The 16,458-nt window shown below is 42.1% G+C and carries 11 protein-coding genes; 9 read left to right on the top strand and 2 right to left on the bottom strand.

Annotation, left to right across the window (positions count from 1 at the left end):
- The first annotated feature begins 541 nt into the window (after nt 1-541).
- A complete protein-coding gene (locus tag L6773_RS14325; RefSeq protein WP_237855125.1) occupies nt 542-991 on the top strand; it encodes an RNA polymerase sigma factor in 450 nt (149 codons plus the stop codon).
- A 4-nt stretch (nt 992-995) separates the two neighbouring features.
- Here the strand turns inward: L6773_RS14325 and L6773_RS14320 are convergent, their stop codons facing one another.
- Complete coding sequence (locus tag L6773_RS14320; protein WP_237855124.1) at nt 996-1,718, bottom strand: SAM-dependent methyltransferase; 723 nt, start codon at nt 1,716-1,718, stop codon at nt 996-998.
- An 82-nt stretch (nt 1,719-1,800) separates the two neighbouring features.
- Between L6773_RS14320 and fni the strand changes: the two genes are divergently transcribed.
- On the top strand, nt 1,801-2,820 hold the full coding sequence (gene fni, locus L6773_RS14315) for a type 2 isopentenyl-diphosphate Delta-isomerase (protein ID WP_237855123.1): 1,020 nt from the start codon (nt 1,801-1,803) through the stop codon (nt 2,818-2,820).
- Nucleotides 2,821-2,839: 19 nt separating this feature from the next.
- On the opposite strand, the gene L6773_RS14310 is transcribed toward fni, so the two are convergent.
- Nucleotides 2,840-3,682, bottom strand: coding sequence for a lytic murein transglycosylase (locus L6773_RS14310; RefSeq protein ID WP_237855122.1), 843 nt, complete (start codon nt 3,680-3,682; stop codon nt 2,840-2,842).
- Nucleotides 3,683-3,893: 211 nt separating this feature from the next.
- Between L6773_RS14310 and L6773_RS14305 the strand changes: the two genes are divergently transcribed.
- The 7 genes from L6773_RS14305 (at nt 3,894) to L6773_RS14275 (ending at nt 16,287) form a co-directional block, all read left to right on the top strand.
- Nucleotides 3,894-4,394, top strand: a complete 501-nt coding sequence (locus L6773_RS14305; protein WP_237855121.1) for an outer membrane beta-barrel protein — start codon at nt 3,894-3,896, stop codon at nt 4,392-4,394.
- Between the two features lie 113 nt (nt 4,395-4,507).
- Complete coding sequence (locus tag L6773_RS14300) at nt 4,508-6,697, top strand: alpha-glucuronidase family glycosyl hydrolase (protein ID WP_237855120.1); 2,190 nt, start codon at nt 4,508-4,510, stop codon at nt 6,695-6,697.
- Nucleotides 6,698-6,766: 69 nt separating this feature from the next.
- Nucleotides 6,767-8,302, top strand: coding sequence for a TolB family protein (locus tag L6773_RS14295; protein WP_237855119.1), 1,536 nt, complete (start codon nt 6,767-6,769; stop codon nt 8,300-8,302).
- A 305-nt stretch (nt 8,303-8,607) separates the two neighbouring features.
- Entirely contained in the window at nt 8,608-9,849 is a 1,242-nt protein-coding gene (locus L6773_RS14290) for a glycosyltransferase (protein ID WP_237855118.1), read from the top strand.
- Nucleotides 9,850-10,180: 331 nt separating this feature from the next.
- Entirely contained in the window at nt 10,181-11,551 is a 1,371-nt protein-coding gene (locus L6773_RS14285; protein WP_237855117.1) for an Nramp family divalent metal transporter, read from the top strand.
- 210 nt (nt 11,552-11,761) lie between these two features.
- The gene (locus tag L6773_RS14280; protein WP_237855116.1) at nt 11,762-13,186 is read left to right on the top strand and encodes an alpha-L-fucosidase; all 1,425 of its coding nucleotides are present in this window, start codon (nt 11,762-11,764) and stop codon (nt 13,184-13,186) included.
- A gap of 293 nt (nt 13,187-13,479) precedes the next feature.
- Nucleotides 13,480-16,287: a family 78 glycoside hydrolase catalytic domain gene (locus L6773_RS14275; protein ID WP_237855115.1), complete on the top strand. Its 2,808-nt coding sequence runs from the start codon at nt 13,480-13,482 to the stop codon at nt 16,285-16,287.
- The last annotated feature ends 171 nt before the right edge of the window (nt 16,288-16,458 follow it).

Raw genomic sequence — 16,458 nt, 5'->3', positions numbered from 1 at the left:
GATTCGGCCGATACGGCAGGCGCATCCGGGGCGTTGGTCTCGGAGAGGTTGGCCTCGGTGATTCCGGCACATCCGGCAAACAGGGCGATAATTACAGTGGCAGTTAACAGTCGGAGGTTGTGTAAAGCTTTCATAGTAGTGTCTGTTGATTTAGTATTAGTGAAAATTATTTGAAATTTGCCATTCGAAGGCAAAAATTTTTGATATACTATACAGTAGTAGGATGCACGAGAAACCGTTTTGTTACAGAAAAAATATAGATATTAGAATATATTTTAAATTAGTTTTTATAAAATAATTTTATACAATAATTATATATTGTTTTATAAATATATTCATATACGTTGACTTTCTGCAAATCATTTTTAAGAAAAAATTAATCTTTTAAAGTAAAAAGAATCAGGCAGTTATCACTTTTTTGGAACAAGAAAACATTTCGAGTAAAGAATTTTACGAACTCATAACGTCGGCTGATTATTCTGAGATAAATCGTATCTCAAATTTATTTATAAAAAGAATGGCTTTGTATCTGGTCACTGTTATGAAGTCAGACGAAGAAACAGCAAAAGATTGTGCTCAGCAGGCTTTTGAAAAAGTCTATAAAAAAATCGTTGACGGGGCGGTTACCGAGATCAATGATGTCTTTGGTTACTTGGTAAGGTCAGCCAGGAATGAGTACCTCATGATATTGAGAAATGATAAGGTAGAAGTACCAAGTGAGTATTCATACTTTTCGGAAGTTATTGGTTCTAGCGGCGATGAAATAATCGGGTCTATCTATTCGGAAGAAAAAGAGAAGCTCCTTGAATTTTGTATCAAAAAACTGAAGAAAGGTAGGCGGACCTTTTTTCTGCAGGTTTTAAAGTATATCAATGAAAAAGACAAAGATGTGGCGAAGAAACTCAATATGAGTCACGGTAACTTCAGGACCAAAAAATCGAGAGTGATTGAGAAATTACGCAAGTGTGTAAAAAATGCTATAAGAGATTGAATGTTTATTTTGCATTGATTAAAAACAATGCAGGCTTTTTTTCAAGTTCCGGCCGGCTTGTGCTCCTCCATGCTTTGATGTTTTTAGTCTCAATAAATTCGCTGTCTGATGTGATGCCCGCTGCGATACACAATTTTGTTGCCGGGCGTAATTTGCCGGATAGCTGATCGAATAAATTTTTATTTCGATGAGGGGTTTCCATAAAAATATGAGTACAACCCGATTTTAGTGAGTCTTTTTCGAGCTCCTGGATCTTTTTTGAGCGTTTAGATTCATTGATCGGCAGGTAGCCATGAAATGTAAAATGTTGACCATTTAATCCGGATGCCATAAGGGCAAGCAATATGGATGAAGGACCAACCAGGGGTACAACCTGTATTCCTTTTTCATGGGCCAGTTTTACCAATAATGATCCCGGGTCAGCCACGCCGGGCGCACCGGCTTCAGACATGAGCCCCACAGATTGATTTTCCAATAACTTTATAAAACTGAGAACTTCATGTTCGGGTGTTTTCTTGTTTAGAACGCGGAAAGTAATTTCATGAAGGGGAGTCGGGTGGTCAATCCACTGTAAGAAGCTTTGTGCTGTTTGAGCTTTCTCAACCACGAAACAGGTCAGATTTTGTATTAGTTGTACAGTGTGCTCAGGCAGAACCCGATTCTCTTTTTGTTTGGAAATCGGTGTTGGTATTAAATAAAGTTTGTTAGTTGAACCAAAAGAACTCATAGGGAATGAATATATTGATCAAATAATTTGTACATATGCGAATGAATTGACTACCCAAAATAAGAAACTTGCTTTCAAAATTATGTCCATTCAAAAAAGAAAGAAGGAACATGTTGAATTAAGTATCAACAGAGATGTGAACTACCAAAAAACTACCGGGTTTGATGAGCTTGATTTTGTCCACAATGCACTACCCGAAATTAATAGTACTGAAGTACGTCTTTCAGCTTCGCTTTTTGAGAGGGATTTCTCATTTCCATTGTTTATATCCTCTATGACCGGGGGGTATTCCGAAGCAGGGGCGGTCAATACAATTATTGCTGAATTCTGTGAAAATAATAATCTGCCTTTTGGTGTGGGTAGTCAGCGTGTGATGCTGGAGGATCCCGCCGAGGAGGAATCCTTTTCAGTTGTGAGATCCTATGCACCCACCGCTTTCATCGCAGCAAATATAGGCGGAGCACAGTTGATCGATGGTCTTTCGGATGAAAAAATTCGCCGCATGATTGAGAGTATTGATGCTAATGCCGTGATTGTACATCTCAACCCACTGCAGGAATTAGTACAGCAGGAGGGAGACCGAAACTTTAAAGGAGTTGAGAAAGGAATTGAAAATCTCGCGAATAAAGTAGAATGCCCTATAATTGTGAAAGAGACGGGAGCAGGGATATCCAAATCTGTTGCAGAAAGACTTTTAGGTATTGGTGTTACAGTGATTGATGTGGCGGGAGCCGGGGGAACAAGCTGGTCAAAAGTAGAGAACCTTCGATCCAATCAAACAGATCCACTCCATGAGTTTGATGAATGGGGCATCCCAACTGTTGACTGCATTAATCAGATCATACCTCTGAAAAGTAAAAAGACATTTGAACTTATTGCATCAGGAGGTATCAGAAGCTCATTCGATATTGTGAAAGCAATAGCACTCGGAGCCGATTTTACTGCGACCGCTCAACCCGTAATTAAAGCAATCATGGATGGAGGATACAAGAAGCTGGATGACCTGTTCGGAATTTGGCAAAAACAAGCCAGATACATCCTGACACTTCTTGGTTGCTCATCCTTTGATGATTTGAATTCAAACCATCTGTACCGGAAATAATTGAAAGGTTCCCGGAAAGTTATTCCGATATGCTGTAAGATTGTTCTGCAGCATCTGCTAAAGTCAGAACCGCATCCCTGTATAAACTGCTTGGATTGTATCGGAAAACTGCACCTTCAAGCGATCCAGTTACATCGTGAAAGTGAGCCAGGTAATTTCCTATCGACTGGATGTTGTTCTCCATGTCAAAAATGTCATCTCCAACAAACCACCTGTTGATAGAGTATGGAATAAACTGACCGTATGACATTGCACCGGCATAGCTGGATTTCAGCTCAAACACATCGATATTGTTTCGATTGGTAAAAAGCAACAGTTCTTCTAACTGTGCTTTCGCAAAATCTGCACGATAATCTTCAGTATACATTGAGACGTACACATTGAGAGGATTGAAGCTTCCGATATTTTGTCCAAAATCAGATTCTATGCCGATAATAGCTGCAATCACATACTTTGGGATGTCATAGGTTTGTTCAGCCTGTTGCAGAGCGGCTGAGTAGGTATCCATGAAATCACCAATTCTTCCTTTCTTATTCTCATAACCGAGCACGCGCAAATAGTCTTCAAGACTTCCAATTTTACGCTCAGCTGATTTTCGAAAACGATCTCCAATTCCATCATAAATCTCGAATTCGGGCTCATCCAAAAGCGACTCTAAATCAAGATCTTTGGAATCGAAATATTCAATCAGAGAAACTAATCTTTCAGGATATTCCTGGATATTTTTAGAGGTGATAGTGTTCTCTGCAGTTTCTGATTTTGAGAGTAGAACTAAATTATTGTTATTTTCAGCAGGGGGTTGAACTACTAAAAAAAGAGCGAAAAAAGCGATTGCAATAATTTTTATAGGGGCATTCATCATAACAGCATCTCAGGTTTTTTAATTGTTTCTCTATTGATACTAAAAAACAGATCTGAAAGCAATCATAACTGTGTAAGATTTTTTAAAAAATTAAGATTTTTTGGAACTGTCAATCATATGAAAAAGTATCCCCCAGATATTTTTTGAAATTTTAAAATTGATCTTCATATTTCTCAAGTCATATAAAAACTAATTTTCTAAGAGCACAAAAATGAGAAAACTTAAATACACATTACTATTATCATTGGGATTGTTTTTAATAAGTACAATTTCCGTTAAAGCCCAGTCTATTTCAGTGGGAGGCGGTGTAGGCTATGGGAGTAAATCTGAAGATTTTAATTTTCAGGTGAATGCTTATTACAAATTGCCAAGCTTACCACTGAGAATTGGCGGGGATGTAGGTTACTCAAAACCTGAAGACAACCTCACACAAATCGATGGAAATGCGAATGTACACTTAATGTTAGTTGACTCAGAAGCAGTAAGCCTGTATGGACTTACGGGCTTGAACGTACTTTATGCCAAAGTTTCTGTGGGAGATATCTCAGAATCAGAAACATACACAGGTCTAAATGCCGGTGGAGGTGCTGAAGTAAACATCGGTGTTGGACGTGCGTTTGGTGAGGTTAAGTACATTATTGGACGAGATATTCCTAATGATGACGGGCAAGTGGTAATCGGGGCCGGCATACGGGTTAATATTTCCAATTAATCAGAAAGACTTTCTATAAGAATTAAAGCCTGGTTGAAGAATCAGGCTTTTTTTTTTTATAAACTGATTGAGATATGATAAAATGCTAAAATGAAATTCAACCTTTTCCGAACATGAGATTATCCGGCTTATCTTTATCCATATTTTTACTTCTTTTGCTCCTTATCCACCCCGTTTATTTAACGGCTCAAAATACCAGCGAAGATGGCTACAGGGCATGGCTCAGATACGAAAATGTGGAGGATGATGAGCTCTTATATGAATACAAGGAATTGGTAAGAGCGGTTGTTTTGAGAGGCAATTCTGAAACAACCCGGGCCATTGAGGTTGAACTGAAGCAAGCAATAACCGGGCTTTTAGATATGGAGGTTCCATTTCATAATAATATACAGGTAAATGGGACACTGGTGATCGGTACACCGGAAACTTCCGAAGAGATTGCCGGTTTAGATTTTGCGAATAAATTAGAAACAGTCGGGGATGAGGGATATGTGATTGAAAATGCAGGTATAGATGGATATGAGACAATAGTTATTGCTGCAAATAGCAACATTGGACTTCTATACGGTGTTTTTGATTTAATGAGGCAGCTTCAGACCTACGAGGATATTTCAGATATCTCAATTCACAGTGCGCCAAAAGTGGAGTATCGAATGGTGAATCATTGGGATAATTTGAGCCGTTTAGTGGAACGGGGATATGCCGGGCTTTCCATTTGGGATTGGGGAACGCTTCCTGAATATAAAGATCCAAGGTACACCGATTATGCCAGGTTGAACGCTTCCATCGGGATCAATGCGACGGCTGTAAATAATGTGAATGCCGATCCGCGAATGTTGACCGATCAATTTTTAGAGAAGCTGGTAGTTCTGGCGGATATGTTTCGGCCTTATGGAATACAGGTGTTTATCTCTATCAATTACCAGGCACCCATCTCAGTTGGGGGATTGGATACGGCCGATCCGCTTGATCCCGAAGTTCGAAAGTGGTGGGCAGATAAAGCCGATCAGATTTATGAGATGATTCCTGATTTTGGTGGATTTTTGGTGAAGGCGGATTCCGAAGGCCAACCGGGTCCGTTTGCGTATGACCGAAATCACGCTGAAGGTGCGAACGTGTTGGCGGAAGCGGTTGAATCTCATGGAGGGGTGGTTATCTGGAGAGCTTTTGTCTACAGTCCGGAACAGGAGGATAGGTTTCGTGAAGCCTATGATGAGTTTGTACCCCTGGATGGGGATTTTAAAGACAACGTAATCCTCCAGGTAAAAAACGGCCCGATCGACTTCCAGCCTCGTGAGCCTTTCTCTCCACTTTTTGGCGCGATGGAAGAAACAAACACTATGCTTGAACTTCAGATCACACAGGAATATTTCGGTTTTTCCTATCACTTAGCGTACCAGGGAACTCTTTTTGAGGAGGCACTTGATGCAGATACCTATGCAAAGGGAGAAGGATCAACGGTGGGAGATGTGATTTCAGGGGAAGTGTTTGATTATAAACATACCGGTATGGCCGGGGTTTTGAATATTGGGAATTACAGAAATTGGACGGGACACCCGTTCGTTCAGTCCAATTGGTACGCGTATGGTCGTTTGGCCTGGGATTATACACTTTCAGCAGATGAGATTGCAGATGAATGGATGAAAATGACGTTCACGAATAACGAACAATTCATAGATCCGATTGGAGATGTGATGATGGAATCACGCGAAGCCGGCGTGAACTATCGGTCGCCATTGGGTTTAACACATCTGTATGCGCAGGGACACCATTACGGTCCGGCGCCGTGGACATCAGACCTTCCGCGTTCTGATTGGACAGCTGTCTATTATCATAAAGCAGATGAAGAAGGAATTGGCTTTGATCGGACTGAAACCGGCTCAAATGCTATCGAACAGTACCATGAACCGTTGGAAAGTAAATTTAGAAATATTGAAACAACCCCCGAGGATTATTTACTGTGGTTCCACCATGTAGATTGGGATTATGAAATGGACTCCGGTCGAACTCTCTGGGAGGAGTTAGTTCACAACTATTATAAAGGGGTTGAACAAGTTCGACGGATGCAGGATCAGTGGAATTCAATTGAAGGACTGATCGATCAGCAGCGATTTGAACGTGTGAAGGCGTTACTCGAAATCCAGGAGAAAGATGCTGTTCGATGGAGAGATTCCTGTGTGCTTTACTTTCAAACGTTTTCTGAGAGGCCAATTCCCGATCAATTTGAAAAACCTGAACACGATCTGGAATATTACAAATCACTTGAGAATACCATCTACATTCCGTCGCCCAGGTATGATTAGTTTTAAAGTCTAAAAATGTTCAACTTTCATAGACAGCTACCTATCAAAAATTGATAAATCAAAATATCTATGTCTGCACTAATTTTTCGCTACACATTCCCCGTTTTAATCAGTTTGATTATTGGTTTTGCTCTATCCATGACCGCTCAAAACAATCAAAATCTGGGAATCTTTGATAATACCCTCGATATTGGGGATGTAAAACATGAAGGGAACGCATCCTACAACGCTCAAACCGGTGAGTATACTTTAACAGGTTCCGGTGAGAACATGTGGTCTGATAATGATGAATTCCGATACCTTTGGACCACCGTCCAGGGAGATTTTATTCTTCGGGCCGAGATTAAATTTTTGGGTGATGGTGTTGATCCGCATCGAAAAATTGGATGGACAGTACGGAATACATTGACTGCGAATTCTGCGATGGTCAACGCGGCAGTTCATGGAGACGGACTAACCTCCCTTCAATACCGGCAGTCGGAAGGGGCCGAAACGTTGGAGAGCACTTCTTCTGATAGTTTACCGAATATTGTTGAGTTGTCTCGGGTTGACGGGACTTATATCATGAAAACAACTAAGAAGGGCGAGCCATTTACAACTGTTGAGGTTGCGGATGTTGAGTTGAATAATCAGGTATTTGCAGGAATTTATGTTAGTGCCCACAACGAAGATGTGGTGGAAACGGCGGTCTTTAAAAATGTAAGAATTACCAAACCGGCTCCGTCCGACTTAGTTCAGTATCAACAATATTTAGGGAGTCGGCTTGAAGTATTGGATATAGAGGCGGGTACTCAAAAAGTTTTGCATACTTCTGAACGGTCCATACAGGCTCCTAATTGGACGGTAGACGACGAGAGATTGATCTTTAATTCTAATGGATACCTGTATAATTACTGGCTTGATGATGGAAAAATCACACATCTGAACACAGGTTTTGCAACGAATAATAACAATGATCACGTACTGTCTTTTGATGGAACGATGCTCGCGATCAGTCATCATAACGAGGCTGACAACGGTAACTCCACAATTTATACACTCCCGGTTGAAGGCAGCGACAATCCAAAACAGGTGACTCAATCCGGAGTCGGGGCATCGTACCTGCATGGAATATCACCCGATAATCAAACTGTGATTTTTACGGGTAACAGGAATGGTCAGTACGATATTTACGCATCCGACGTGAATACGATGGAGGAAACACAACTTACCGATACACCGCATTTGGATGATGGATCGGAATACTCGCCCGATGGAGAGTATATCTATTTTAACTCAAACCGCACCGGTACGATGCAGATTTGGCGAATGGATGCTGATGGAAGCAACCAGACTCAACTCACTTTCGATGAAAATTTCAACGATTGGTTTCCACATATTTCGCCCGATGGTGAGAAGATGGTTTTCATCAGTTACGGTACGGATGTGGCATCGGGAGATCATCCATTCTACAAAAATGTAACGCTCCGCATGATGCCGGTTGATGGGGGAGAACCAGAAATAATAGCGTATTTATATGGTGGACAGGGAACCATCAACGTCCCAAGTTGGTCGCCGGATAGTAAGAAAATTGCGTTTGTAAGCAACACCGGGAGATTCTATTAATTTGTACGCCGGACAGCCTGTCCGGCACCACTGAATCTATAAAAACTTTTGTCCTCAGAGTGAAATGATATCTTGTGCCCTGAACACCATACGAAGTGTATGTATATATTTTGGGTAACGGGCAAGCTGCCCGTTGTACGTACGTCGGACAGCCTGTCCGGCACTTAAAATCTTAAAAAATTTTACTCTTTGAAAGACGAGATATTGGTTGCCGTAATCACCATATTGAAGTGGTTTTTTCAGGGAATGGACAAGCTATCTGTTGTACATTCCACCGAATTGACAAACCACTGAAAAATTAAATCATGCCAAATAGCCCAACTCTACTCATCATCGGGAAAGTGTGGCCGGAGCCAAAATCTTCAGCTGCGGGCAGTCGAATGGTGCAGCTAATTCAGCTTTTTCTGGATGCCGGTTGGCAGATTACATTTTCAAGTTCCGCTTCCAACAGTGAATATTCTTTCGATCTGGATGGAATAGGTGTTACCGAACAACCGATCAAAATTAATGATTCATCATTCGATGAGTTCATAAGAGATTTAAAACCAAATATGGTTTTGTTTGATCGGTTTATGATTGAAGAACAGTTCGGCTGGCGGGTTGCAGAGAACTGCCCGGAAACGATTCGTATCCTTGATACCATTGATCTTCACAGTCTAAGAATTGCTCGACAAAATGCATACAATAACGAAGAAGAATTTCATGTAGGGAACCTGCTTCTTGAGGATACTGCAAAGCGAGAGATTGCCAGTATTTTGAGATGTGATCTGTCGCTGATTATATCAGACGCAGAGATGAAAATTCTCAAAGAGATTTTTGAAGTAGATGAAAACCTTCTCTTTTATCTTCCCTACCTGTTGGATTTTGAAACAAATTCGATAGTGAAAGATCCTCCGACTTTTGACGATCGAAATGGATTTATTTCCATTGGGAACTTCAAACATGAGCCAAACTGGAATGCAGTTCTTTGGTTAAAAGAGGAGATCTGGCCACTGATCAAAAAGCAACTGCCGGAAGCAAAGTTCTATGCTTACGGTTCATACCCTTCCAAAAAAGTATTTCAGCTGAGTAATCCGGATGATGGATTTCTCATCAAAGGCCGTGCAAGTGATGCTCTCTCCGTCATAAGCAAAGCCAAAGTTCTGTTGGCACCGTTGAGATTTGGAGCCGGTTTAAAAGGGAAATTGGTCGATGCAGCTTTGAGCGGTACACCAAGCGTAACCACTTCGATTGGATCTGAAGGCATTGAACTCGGATGTAAATGGAATGGTGTAATCAGTAACGATCCCGAACAGTTTGCAAACGCCGCCGTTCAACTTTATCAAAACAAAGAATTTTGGGAGAGATCGCAACAGGCAGGTTATGAACTTCTCAAAAAACGGTTTGATCTGAAGAAATTCGATGAGTCACTTCTCACTAAAATTGAGGAAATCCGGATGAACCTGGAGTCTCACCGGAGAAAAAATTTTATCGGTTCAATGTTACGGCACCACACCATGAACAGTACAAAGTTCATGAGCCGGTGGATTGAGGAGAAGAACAAGTAGCAGGGTAGAAGATGCAGGAATCAGGATGCATGGTTCACGGTTCGCTGAGTTGTGCGGGATAAATGCAAATACGGGGAAGATCGTTTTTCTCAATTCATCCGTTTTCCGAGATCACACCAGTACCCCAGGTCGACTCCTACATTATCTGATGGCACAAACGAGACATTTGCGACATCAGAGCATGGTTACTTTGAACCTCAAACCTCAAACCGTGAACATGACTTGTCTTGTCGATTAAAAAAAGCTACTATTTGTGAGCAAAAGGGGATGTCTAAGTTGATACAGCTCAAACCTTTCCCCACACGATTCTACCATATTAAATTTTATTTTCATGGAAGATGTAAATAAAGATCGCCCAAAAGATCCCTATCTGCTCACAAGGGATGATATCAAAGATCCACCAACCACTTTTTGGGAAACTTTGAAGCACTTAGGCCCGGGGTTTGTGATGTCGGCTGCTATCGTTGGGTCCGGCGAACTGATTGCAACGACTACACTCGGTGCGCGTGCCGGTTTTGTAACATTTTGGGTGATTATTTTGAGTTGCCTGATTAAAGTCACCTTGCAACTCGAGTTTGGGAAGCACGCCATCAGTAATGGAGAAACAGTGATGAGCGCTTTCAACCGATTGCCGGGCTGGAATTTCAGGGAGATCAACTGGACGATCTGGACCTGGCTATTTATACAACTCTTTAAACTGTTGCAGGTTGGTGGAATTGTTGGTGGTGTGGCCATTACCATGAACATTTTTTTTCCCTCAGTGAATGTGACGCTTTGGACAATGATAACTGCAATATTAGCATCACTATTAGTTTTTCGCGGCTATTATTCTTTTGTAGAACGGTTTTCACTGGTGATGATCGCATTTTTTACGATTCTCACTTTTTTATCTGTCTATTTCCTGCAATTCACTGATTTTGCCTACAGCTGGCAGGATATCGCCTACGGACTGGAGTTCAATTTGCCTGCGGCAACAGTCGGGGTTGCAATTGCAGCGTTCGGTCTTACAGGAGTTGGCGGTGATGAGATCATGTACTATCACTATTGGTGTATCGAAAAGGGGTATGCAGCTTACACGGGTCCTGCAGATCAAACCAAAGAGTGGGTTGCAAGAGCCAAAGGGTGGACAAAAGTGATGTATTGGGATGCAGTCTTATCGATGGTGGTGTATACACTGGTGACTGCCGCATTCTACATATTGGGAGCTTCAGTTCTGCATGTGCAGGACCGGATTCCGGAAGGATATCAAATGATTGAAACCTTATCGGGGATGTACACAGAAACACTGGGCCCCGGGGCAAGAACTATATTTTTGATTTGTGCTGTAGTGGTTCTCTTTTCAACGCTTTTCAGCGCTCTGGCAAGCTGGACCCGTATTTTTTCAGATGCATTCGGAAAACTTGGTTTCCTTGATTTTCATGATATTGAGCAACGGCGGAAAGCAATTGCCATTTTTGCATGGGTATTTCCAATGTTATGGGCACTGATGTTTCTTTTTGTTCAGCTCCCGGTATTGATGATTATCATCGGCGGGTTTTTTACATCAGTTTTACTTTTGATTGTAGTTTTTGCAGCTATACATTTCAGGTATAGACAATTGAAACCGGAATTAAAACCGGGGAAATTTTATGATATCTCTTTTTGGGTGAGTGTTGTTGCAATATTGTTAGCTGCGATTTACAGTATCATCCGATTTTTTTGAAAGAGCATAACATTGTCTTTGTAAACGAAAAAACGCAATGCATGAAGTGTTGCCGCAAGGGAATGCCTTTTCGCGAATTATGCGACGGGTTTAAGCTTTTAAAAGCTGGGATTTTGAAGTAGAAGTTACAAGTTAGAATCAGTTATTCATTCCTGTGTTGGTTTGCACTTTCTCGCAACGACTTTTTCTGAACATTTAATCCTGATTATAATGAAAAAGACTATACTCACCCTACTTTCAATACTTCTTATAACTCTTTCTTTCGCTTGCCAGAGTTCAGAAACCTCAGAATCGACAACGGAAAACACGCTATCCCGGGAGGAGATTCTCAATGAATCCGAAGAAGCGTTTGACGAACGAATGGAGTGGTGGCGTGATGCCAAGTTCGGCCTCTTTATTCATTGGGGCCCATATGCAGTTCCTGCCGGCGTTCATAATGGAGAACGTCTCGAGGGAATTGGTGAGTGGATTATGGAACGGGCAGAAATTCCGGTTGAGGAATATGAAGAATACTCCCGGCAGTTTAACCCAACCGAGTATGATGCTGACGAGTGGGTACAGATCGCGAAAGATGCCGGAATGAAGTATATCATCATCACCTCCAAACATCATGATGGATTTGCTTTATGGGATTCTGAAGTTGGGAATTACAACTCAGTTGATTTTGCACAGATAGAAAAGGACTTGCTGGATGAGCTGAAAGTGGCTGCCGACAAACACGGTATAGAACTTGGATTTTATCACTCTATCATGGATTGGCATCACCCGGATGCACAAGCCCCGCACTATCCCGATTACAATACCAGTGAGAAAATGAATCCAAATTTTGATCGCTACGTGGAGAATTATCTCAAGCCCCAAGTGAGGGAGCTGGTGGAGGAATATGATCCGGCTGTCATGTGGTTTGATGGCGAGTGGATTCCCGAATGGACGCATGAACATGCCGAGGATATGTACGTGATGCTGCGTCAAATGGACCCTGAACTAATCATCAATAATCGCGTTGACGTTGGCAGGCAAGGCATGCAGGGGATGAATGAAGAAGGGGGTGATTATCTTGGAGATTTTGGCACACCCGAGCAAGAGATCCTGGAAAGTACCAGCAACTTTGATTGGGAAGCTTGTATGACTATGAATGATACCTGGGGATACAAAGAGCATGATGATAACTGGAAATCATCCGAAACATTGATTCACAATCTCGTGGATATTGCCGCAAAAGGTGGAAATTACCTGTTGAATGTGGGGCCGACTGCAGAGGGGATAATTCCCGATGCAAGCGTTGAACGGCTGGCCGATATGGGCGACTGGATGGATATCAACGGGGAAGCTATTTATGAGACGGATCGACTTCAAAATCATTTCAGTGAGGGAGAATCCATTCGATACACGAAGAAAAAAGGAGAACCTGTGTATTATGGAATTTTATTGGAGGAACCTGGTCAAACAGCTCAATTCAGCTACCTGCAACCTGATGAAGGATCTGAAGTGATGCTTCTTGGATATGAAGATCCGTTAAATTGGGAGTTCGATGAAGAAAACGGCTTGAGCATTCAAATTCCGGACGAGGTTACGAATGCTGAGAATTTGAGTACAGCCTGGGTGTTTAAAATAAACGGGAGTGAGATAAACTAAACTCTTGACCGGTTTTTATTCATAGTAGAAAAGATTTTCGGCACTCTCTTTTAAAGTGTAATGGAGGCTTGAAACTAAAAAATTTTATAAACCGCAAAGTTTGGTAAGATTTGTTCAATAAATTTCAAAGCCTCAGCGAATCTTTGCGATTAAAATAGAACCGCTGTGATTGCTGAGCAACGCAGAGATACTGAGAGAGGTGTAAATAGCCACTTTAAAAAAATATTTTTTTAAACTTTTCTCAGCGCTACTCAGTGTACCCTCAGCAGTTAATTAAAACTATCGTCACTCTAATGAATAAATCTGTTTTAAGTCTCATCATAATATCTCTTTTGATCAGTTTATTACAAACAAGCTGCTCAGAGAATGACAACCTCTCAAATGTTCGAGATCTAAAAGTCGAATACCTCACAAATCCTTATGGGCTGGATGAAGAAAATCCCCGTTTCTCCTGGATTTATGATGATAATACAAGAGGGGCTTCTCAAACTGCATATCGAATAATCGTATCCGGAAACCCCGAAAATCTTGAAAATGAGGAGGGTGATCTGTTTGATACAGGGAAAGTCTCAAGCTCAAATACTGTTCATGTTGAATATGATGGAGCCCCATTAGAAAGTGGCAACAAATATTACTGGAAAGTAAGGGTTTGGGATCAAGATGAAGAAGAGGCAGATTGGAGTGAAACTCACCGTTTTCATATGGGATTATTGAATCCGGATGATTGGCAAGCTAAGTGGATCACCACGCCTGATACCACTATTTCATCGCCGCTGTTACGAAATGAATTTACAATTGAAAAAGAGATCGAATCTGCTACCGTATTTGTAACCGGTGTGGGTTACTACGAATTCTATCTGAATGGTGAGAAAGTGGGAGATCATTTTCTCGACCCGGGCATGACGGATTTCAGAGATCGGATTCTCTATGAAACCTATGATGTATCCGGTCAACTTCAAGAGGGAAATAACGCAGCCGGATTCTGGCTTGGAAACGGTGCCTTTCGGTTAAAAGCCGAAGAGGGCCGATGGACCTGGTATGGGATGAACAACCAATATGGAACGCCAATGGGAATTATGCAGCTTCACATTCAATATGCAGATGGTTCGGAAGAGATCGTAGGCAGCGATGAATCATGGAAGTCGAGTTTAAGTCCAATCATCTACAATAATGTGTACGGCGGGGAAGATTATGATGCCCGGCTTGAACAGGAAGGCTGGAACTCCGTTGGATTTGATGATTCAGATTGGAATTCTGTTGAGATAGTTGAAGATGTTGCTGTCATCATGGACTCGCAAGTGATGCCGCCGATTCGTGTGATAGAAACCATCGAACCGGTTACGCAAACAAATCCTGAACCCGGAAAATATTTGTACGATCTGGAGCAAAATATTGCCGGTTGGTGGAGATTACAGGTTGAAGGTGAGGGTGGAACGGAAATTAAAATTCGGGGAGCGGAAACGCTGAACAATGAACTTTTCCCTAAGCCACTTGAGGAAGGCAACAGTCTCAGCACCAAACATCAATATCATGCAAATGTCTGGACGACTTATATATTGAATGGAGATGGCATTGAAACTTATGAGCCGCGATTTTTCTATTCCGGGTTTCGATATATCGAAGTTCAGGTGGATGATCCAGAGGCGATCGAATCACTGGAAATAGACGGGCGGGTTGTACATTCAGACCTGAAACGAACCAGCTCATTCAGTTCATCTAACTCATTGTTGAATCAAATTTGTGAAGCGGCGATTTGGTCACAACGGGGAAATCTGCATGGCTATCCCGAGGATTGCCCGCATCGGGAGAAAGGGGGTTATAATGGAGACGGTCAGGTCATCGCTGAAACCTCTATGCACGACTTTGATATGCATGCGCTTTATGAAAAATGGCTGAAAGATATGAAGGATTCGCAGTATGATAACGGCCGTATTCCAAATACTTCGCCATTAATGCTGGGCGGAGTAGGCGGCGGAATCGCCTGGGGAAGTGCCTACATTTTAATTCCCCTGTGGATGTATCAGTACTACGAAGACACTCGGCTTCTTGAGGAGCATTACCCCAATATGAAGAAATATATGACGTATCTCGAAAACCTGGCGGGTGAATTTGATGAGAATCCTGATGAAGAATATATCATCAATGAATTTGGCGGTTACTGGGATTCCCTTGGCGAATGGGAAGCACCGGTTCGGGATCGTACAGGGCCCGTCAACCCTCTTACTAACACCTATTATTGGTATTTAAATACCCTGACGTTTGCGGATATAGCAGGAATATTAGGAAAAGAGGATGATCGCCGAAGTTATTTATCTCTCTCTGATTCCATCAAAAAAGCTTTCAATGAAAAATTCTTTCTTGAGGATTCAAATCTTTATGGAACTGAAGAACCGTACCAGGGTTACTTACTTTTTGCATTAAATGGAGACCTGGTACCTGAGGAACACCGTGAGGCCGTTTTAGATAACTTGCTTCATGATATTGAGGTGACGAGCGACGGTCATCTCGGAACCGGGATACTGGGAACCAAACACCTGGTGAATGTTCTCCCGGAAGAGGGCAGAGAAGATTTGCTGCATAACATTGTAACTAAAACAACTTTCCCAAGTTGGGGGTATTGGATAGAAAACGGAGCCACCACGCTTTGGGAATCCTGGAACGCAGAGAGTTCCCACAATCATCAAATGTTTGGAACGGTTAACGAATACCTTTATAAATACCTGGCAGGAATTCAGGCTCCGACAAATGAAGGCACTGCAGTTGGATATAAAGAAATCCACATCAAACCATACATTCCTGATGATGTGGACTGGGCAGAGGCAACAATTGAAACGGTTCGGGGAACCGTTTCATCAAGGTGGGAGAAGACGGATGATGGCCTCATTCTGAATGTTACGCTACCGCCGAATACAACCGGTAAGGTCAGTATTCCAAAAAGAGACTGGGATGACGTTGAGATTTCAGAAGGTGGGGAGGCTTTTTGGGAAGATGGACAAATTGTTGATAACAGTACAGAAATTTTCAGTGGGAGAGAGGCAGATGGTTTTGTAGTGCTCGATTTGAATTCGGGCACCTATGAGTTTGAAGTGACAGGCGAATAGTGGAAAATCCCCTCTTGAGAGGGGACCGGTGGAGGCAAAACGGCGCAGCCGGATTTGCCAAAGCAGGGGTGTGTTCGAAGGCTCCGGCTGCCAATCCCGCCATCCCGCCGTATCAACGTCCCTCAACACACCCCTGAACGAATCCCTGAACGTGATTCGGTCTGTCCCCTC

Source organism: Rhodohalobacter sulfatireducens (genome assembly GCF_022012475.1).
Classification (GTDB): Bacteria; Bacteroidota; Rhodothermia; order Balneolales; family Balneolaceae; genus Rhodohalobacter; species Rhodohalobacter sulfatireducens.
This window is presented reverse-complemented; position numbering and strand designations above follow the sequence as displayed.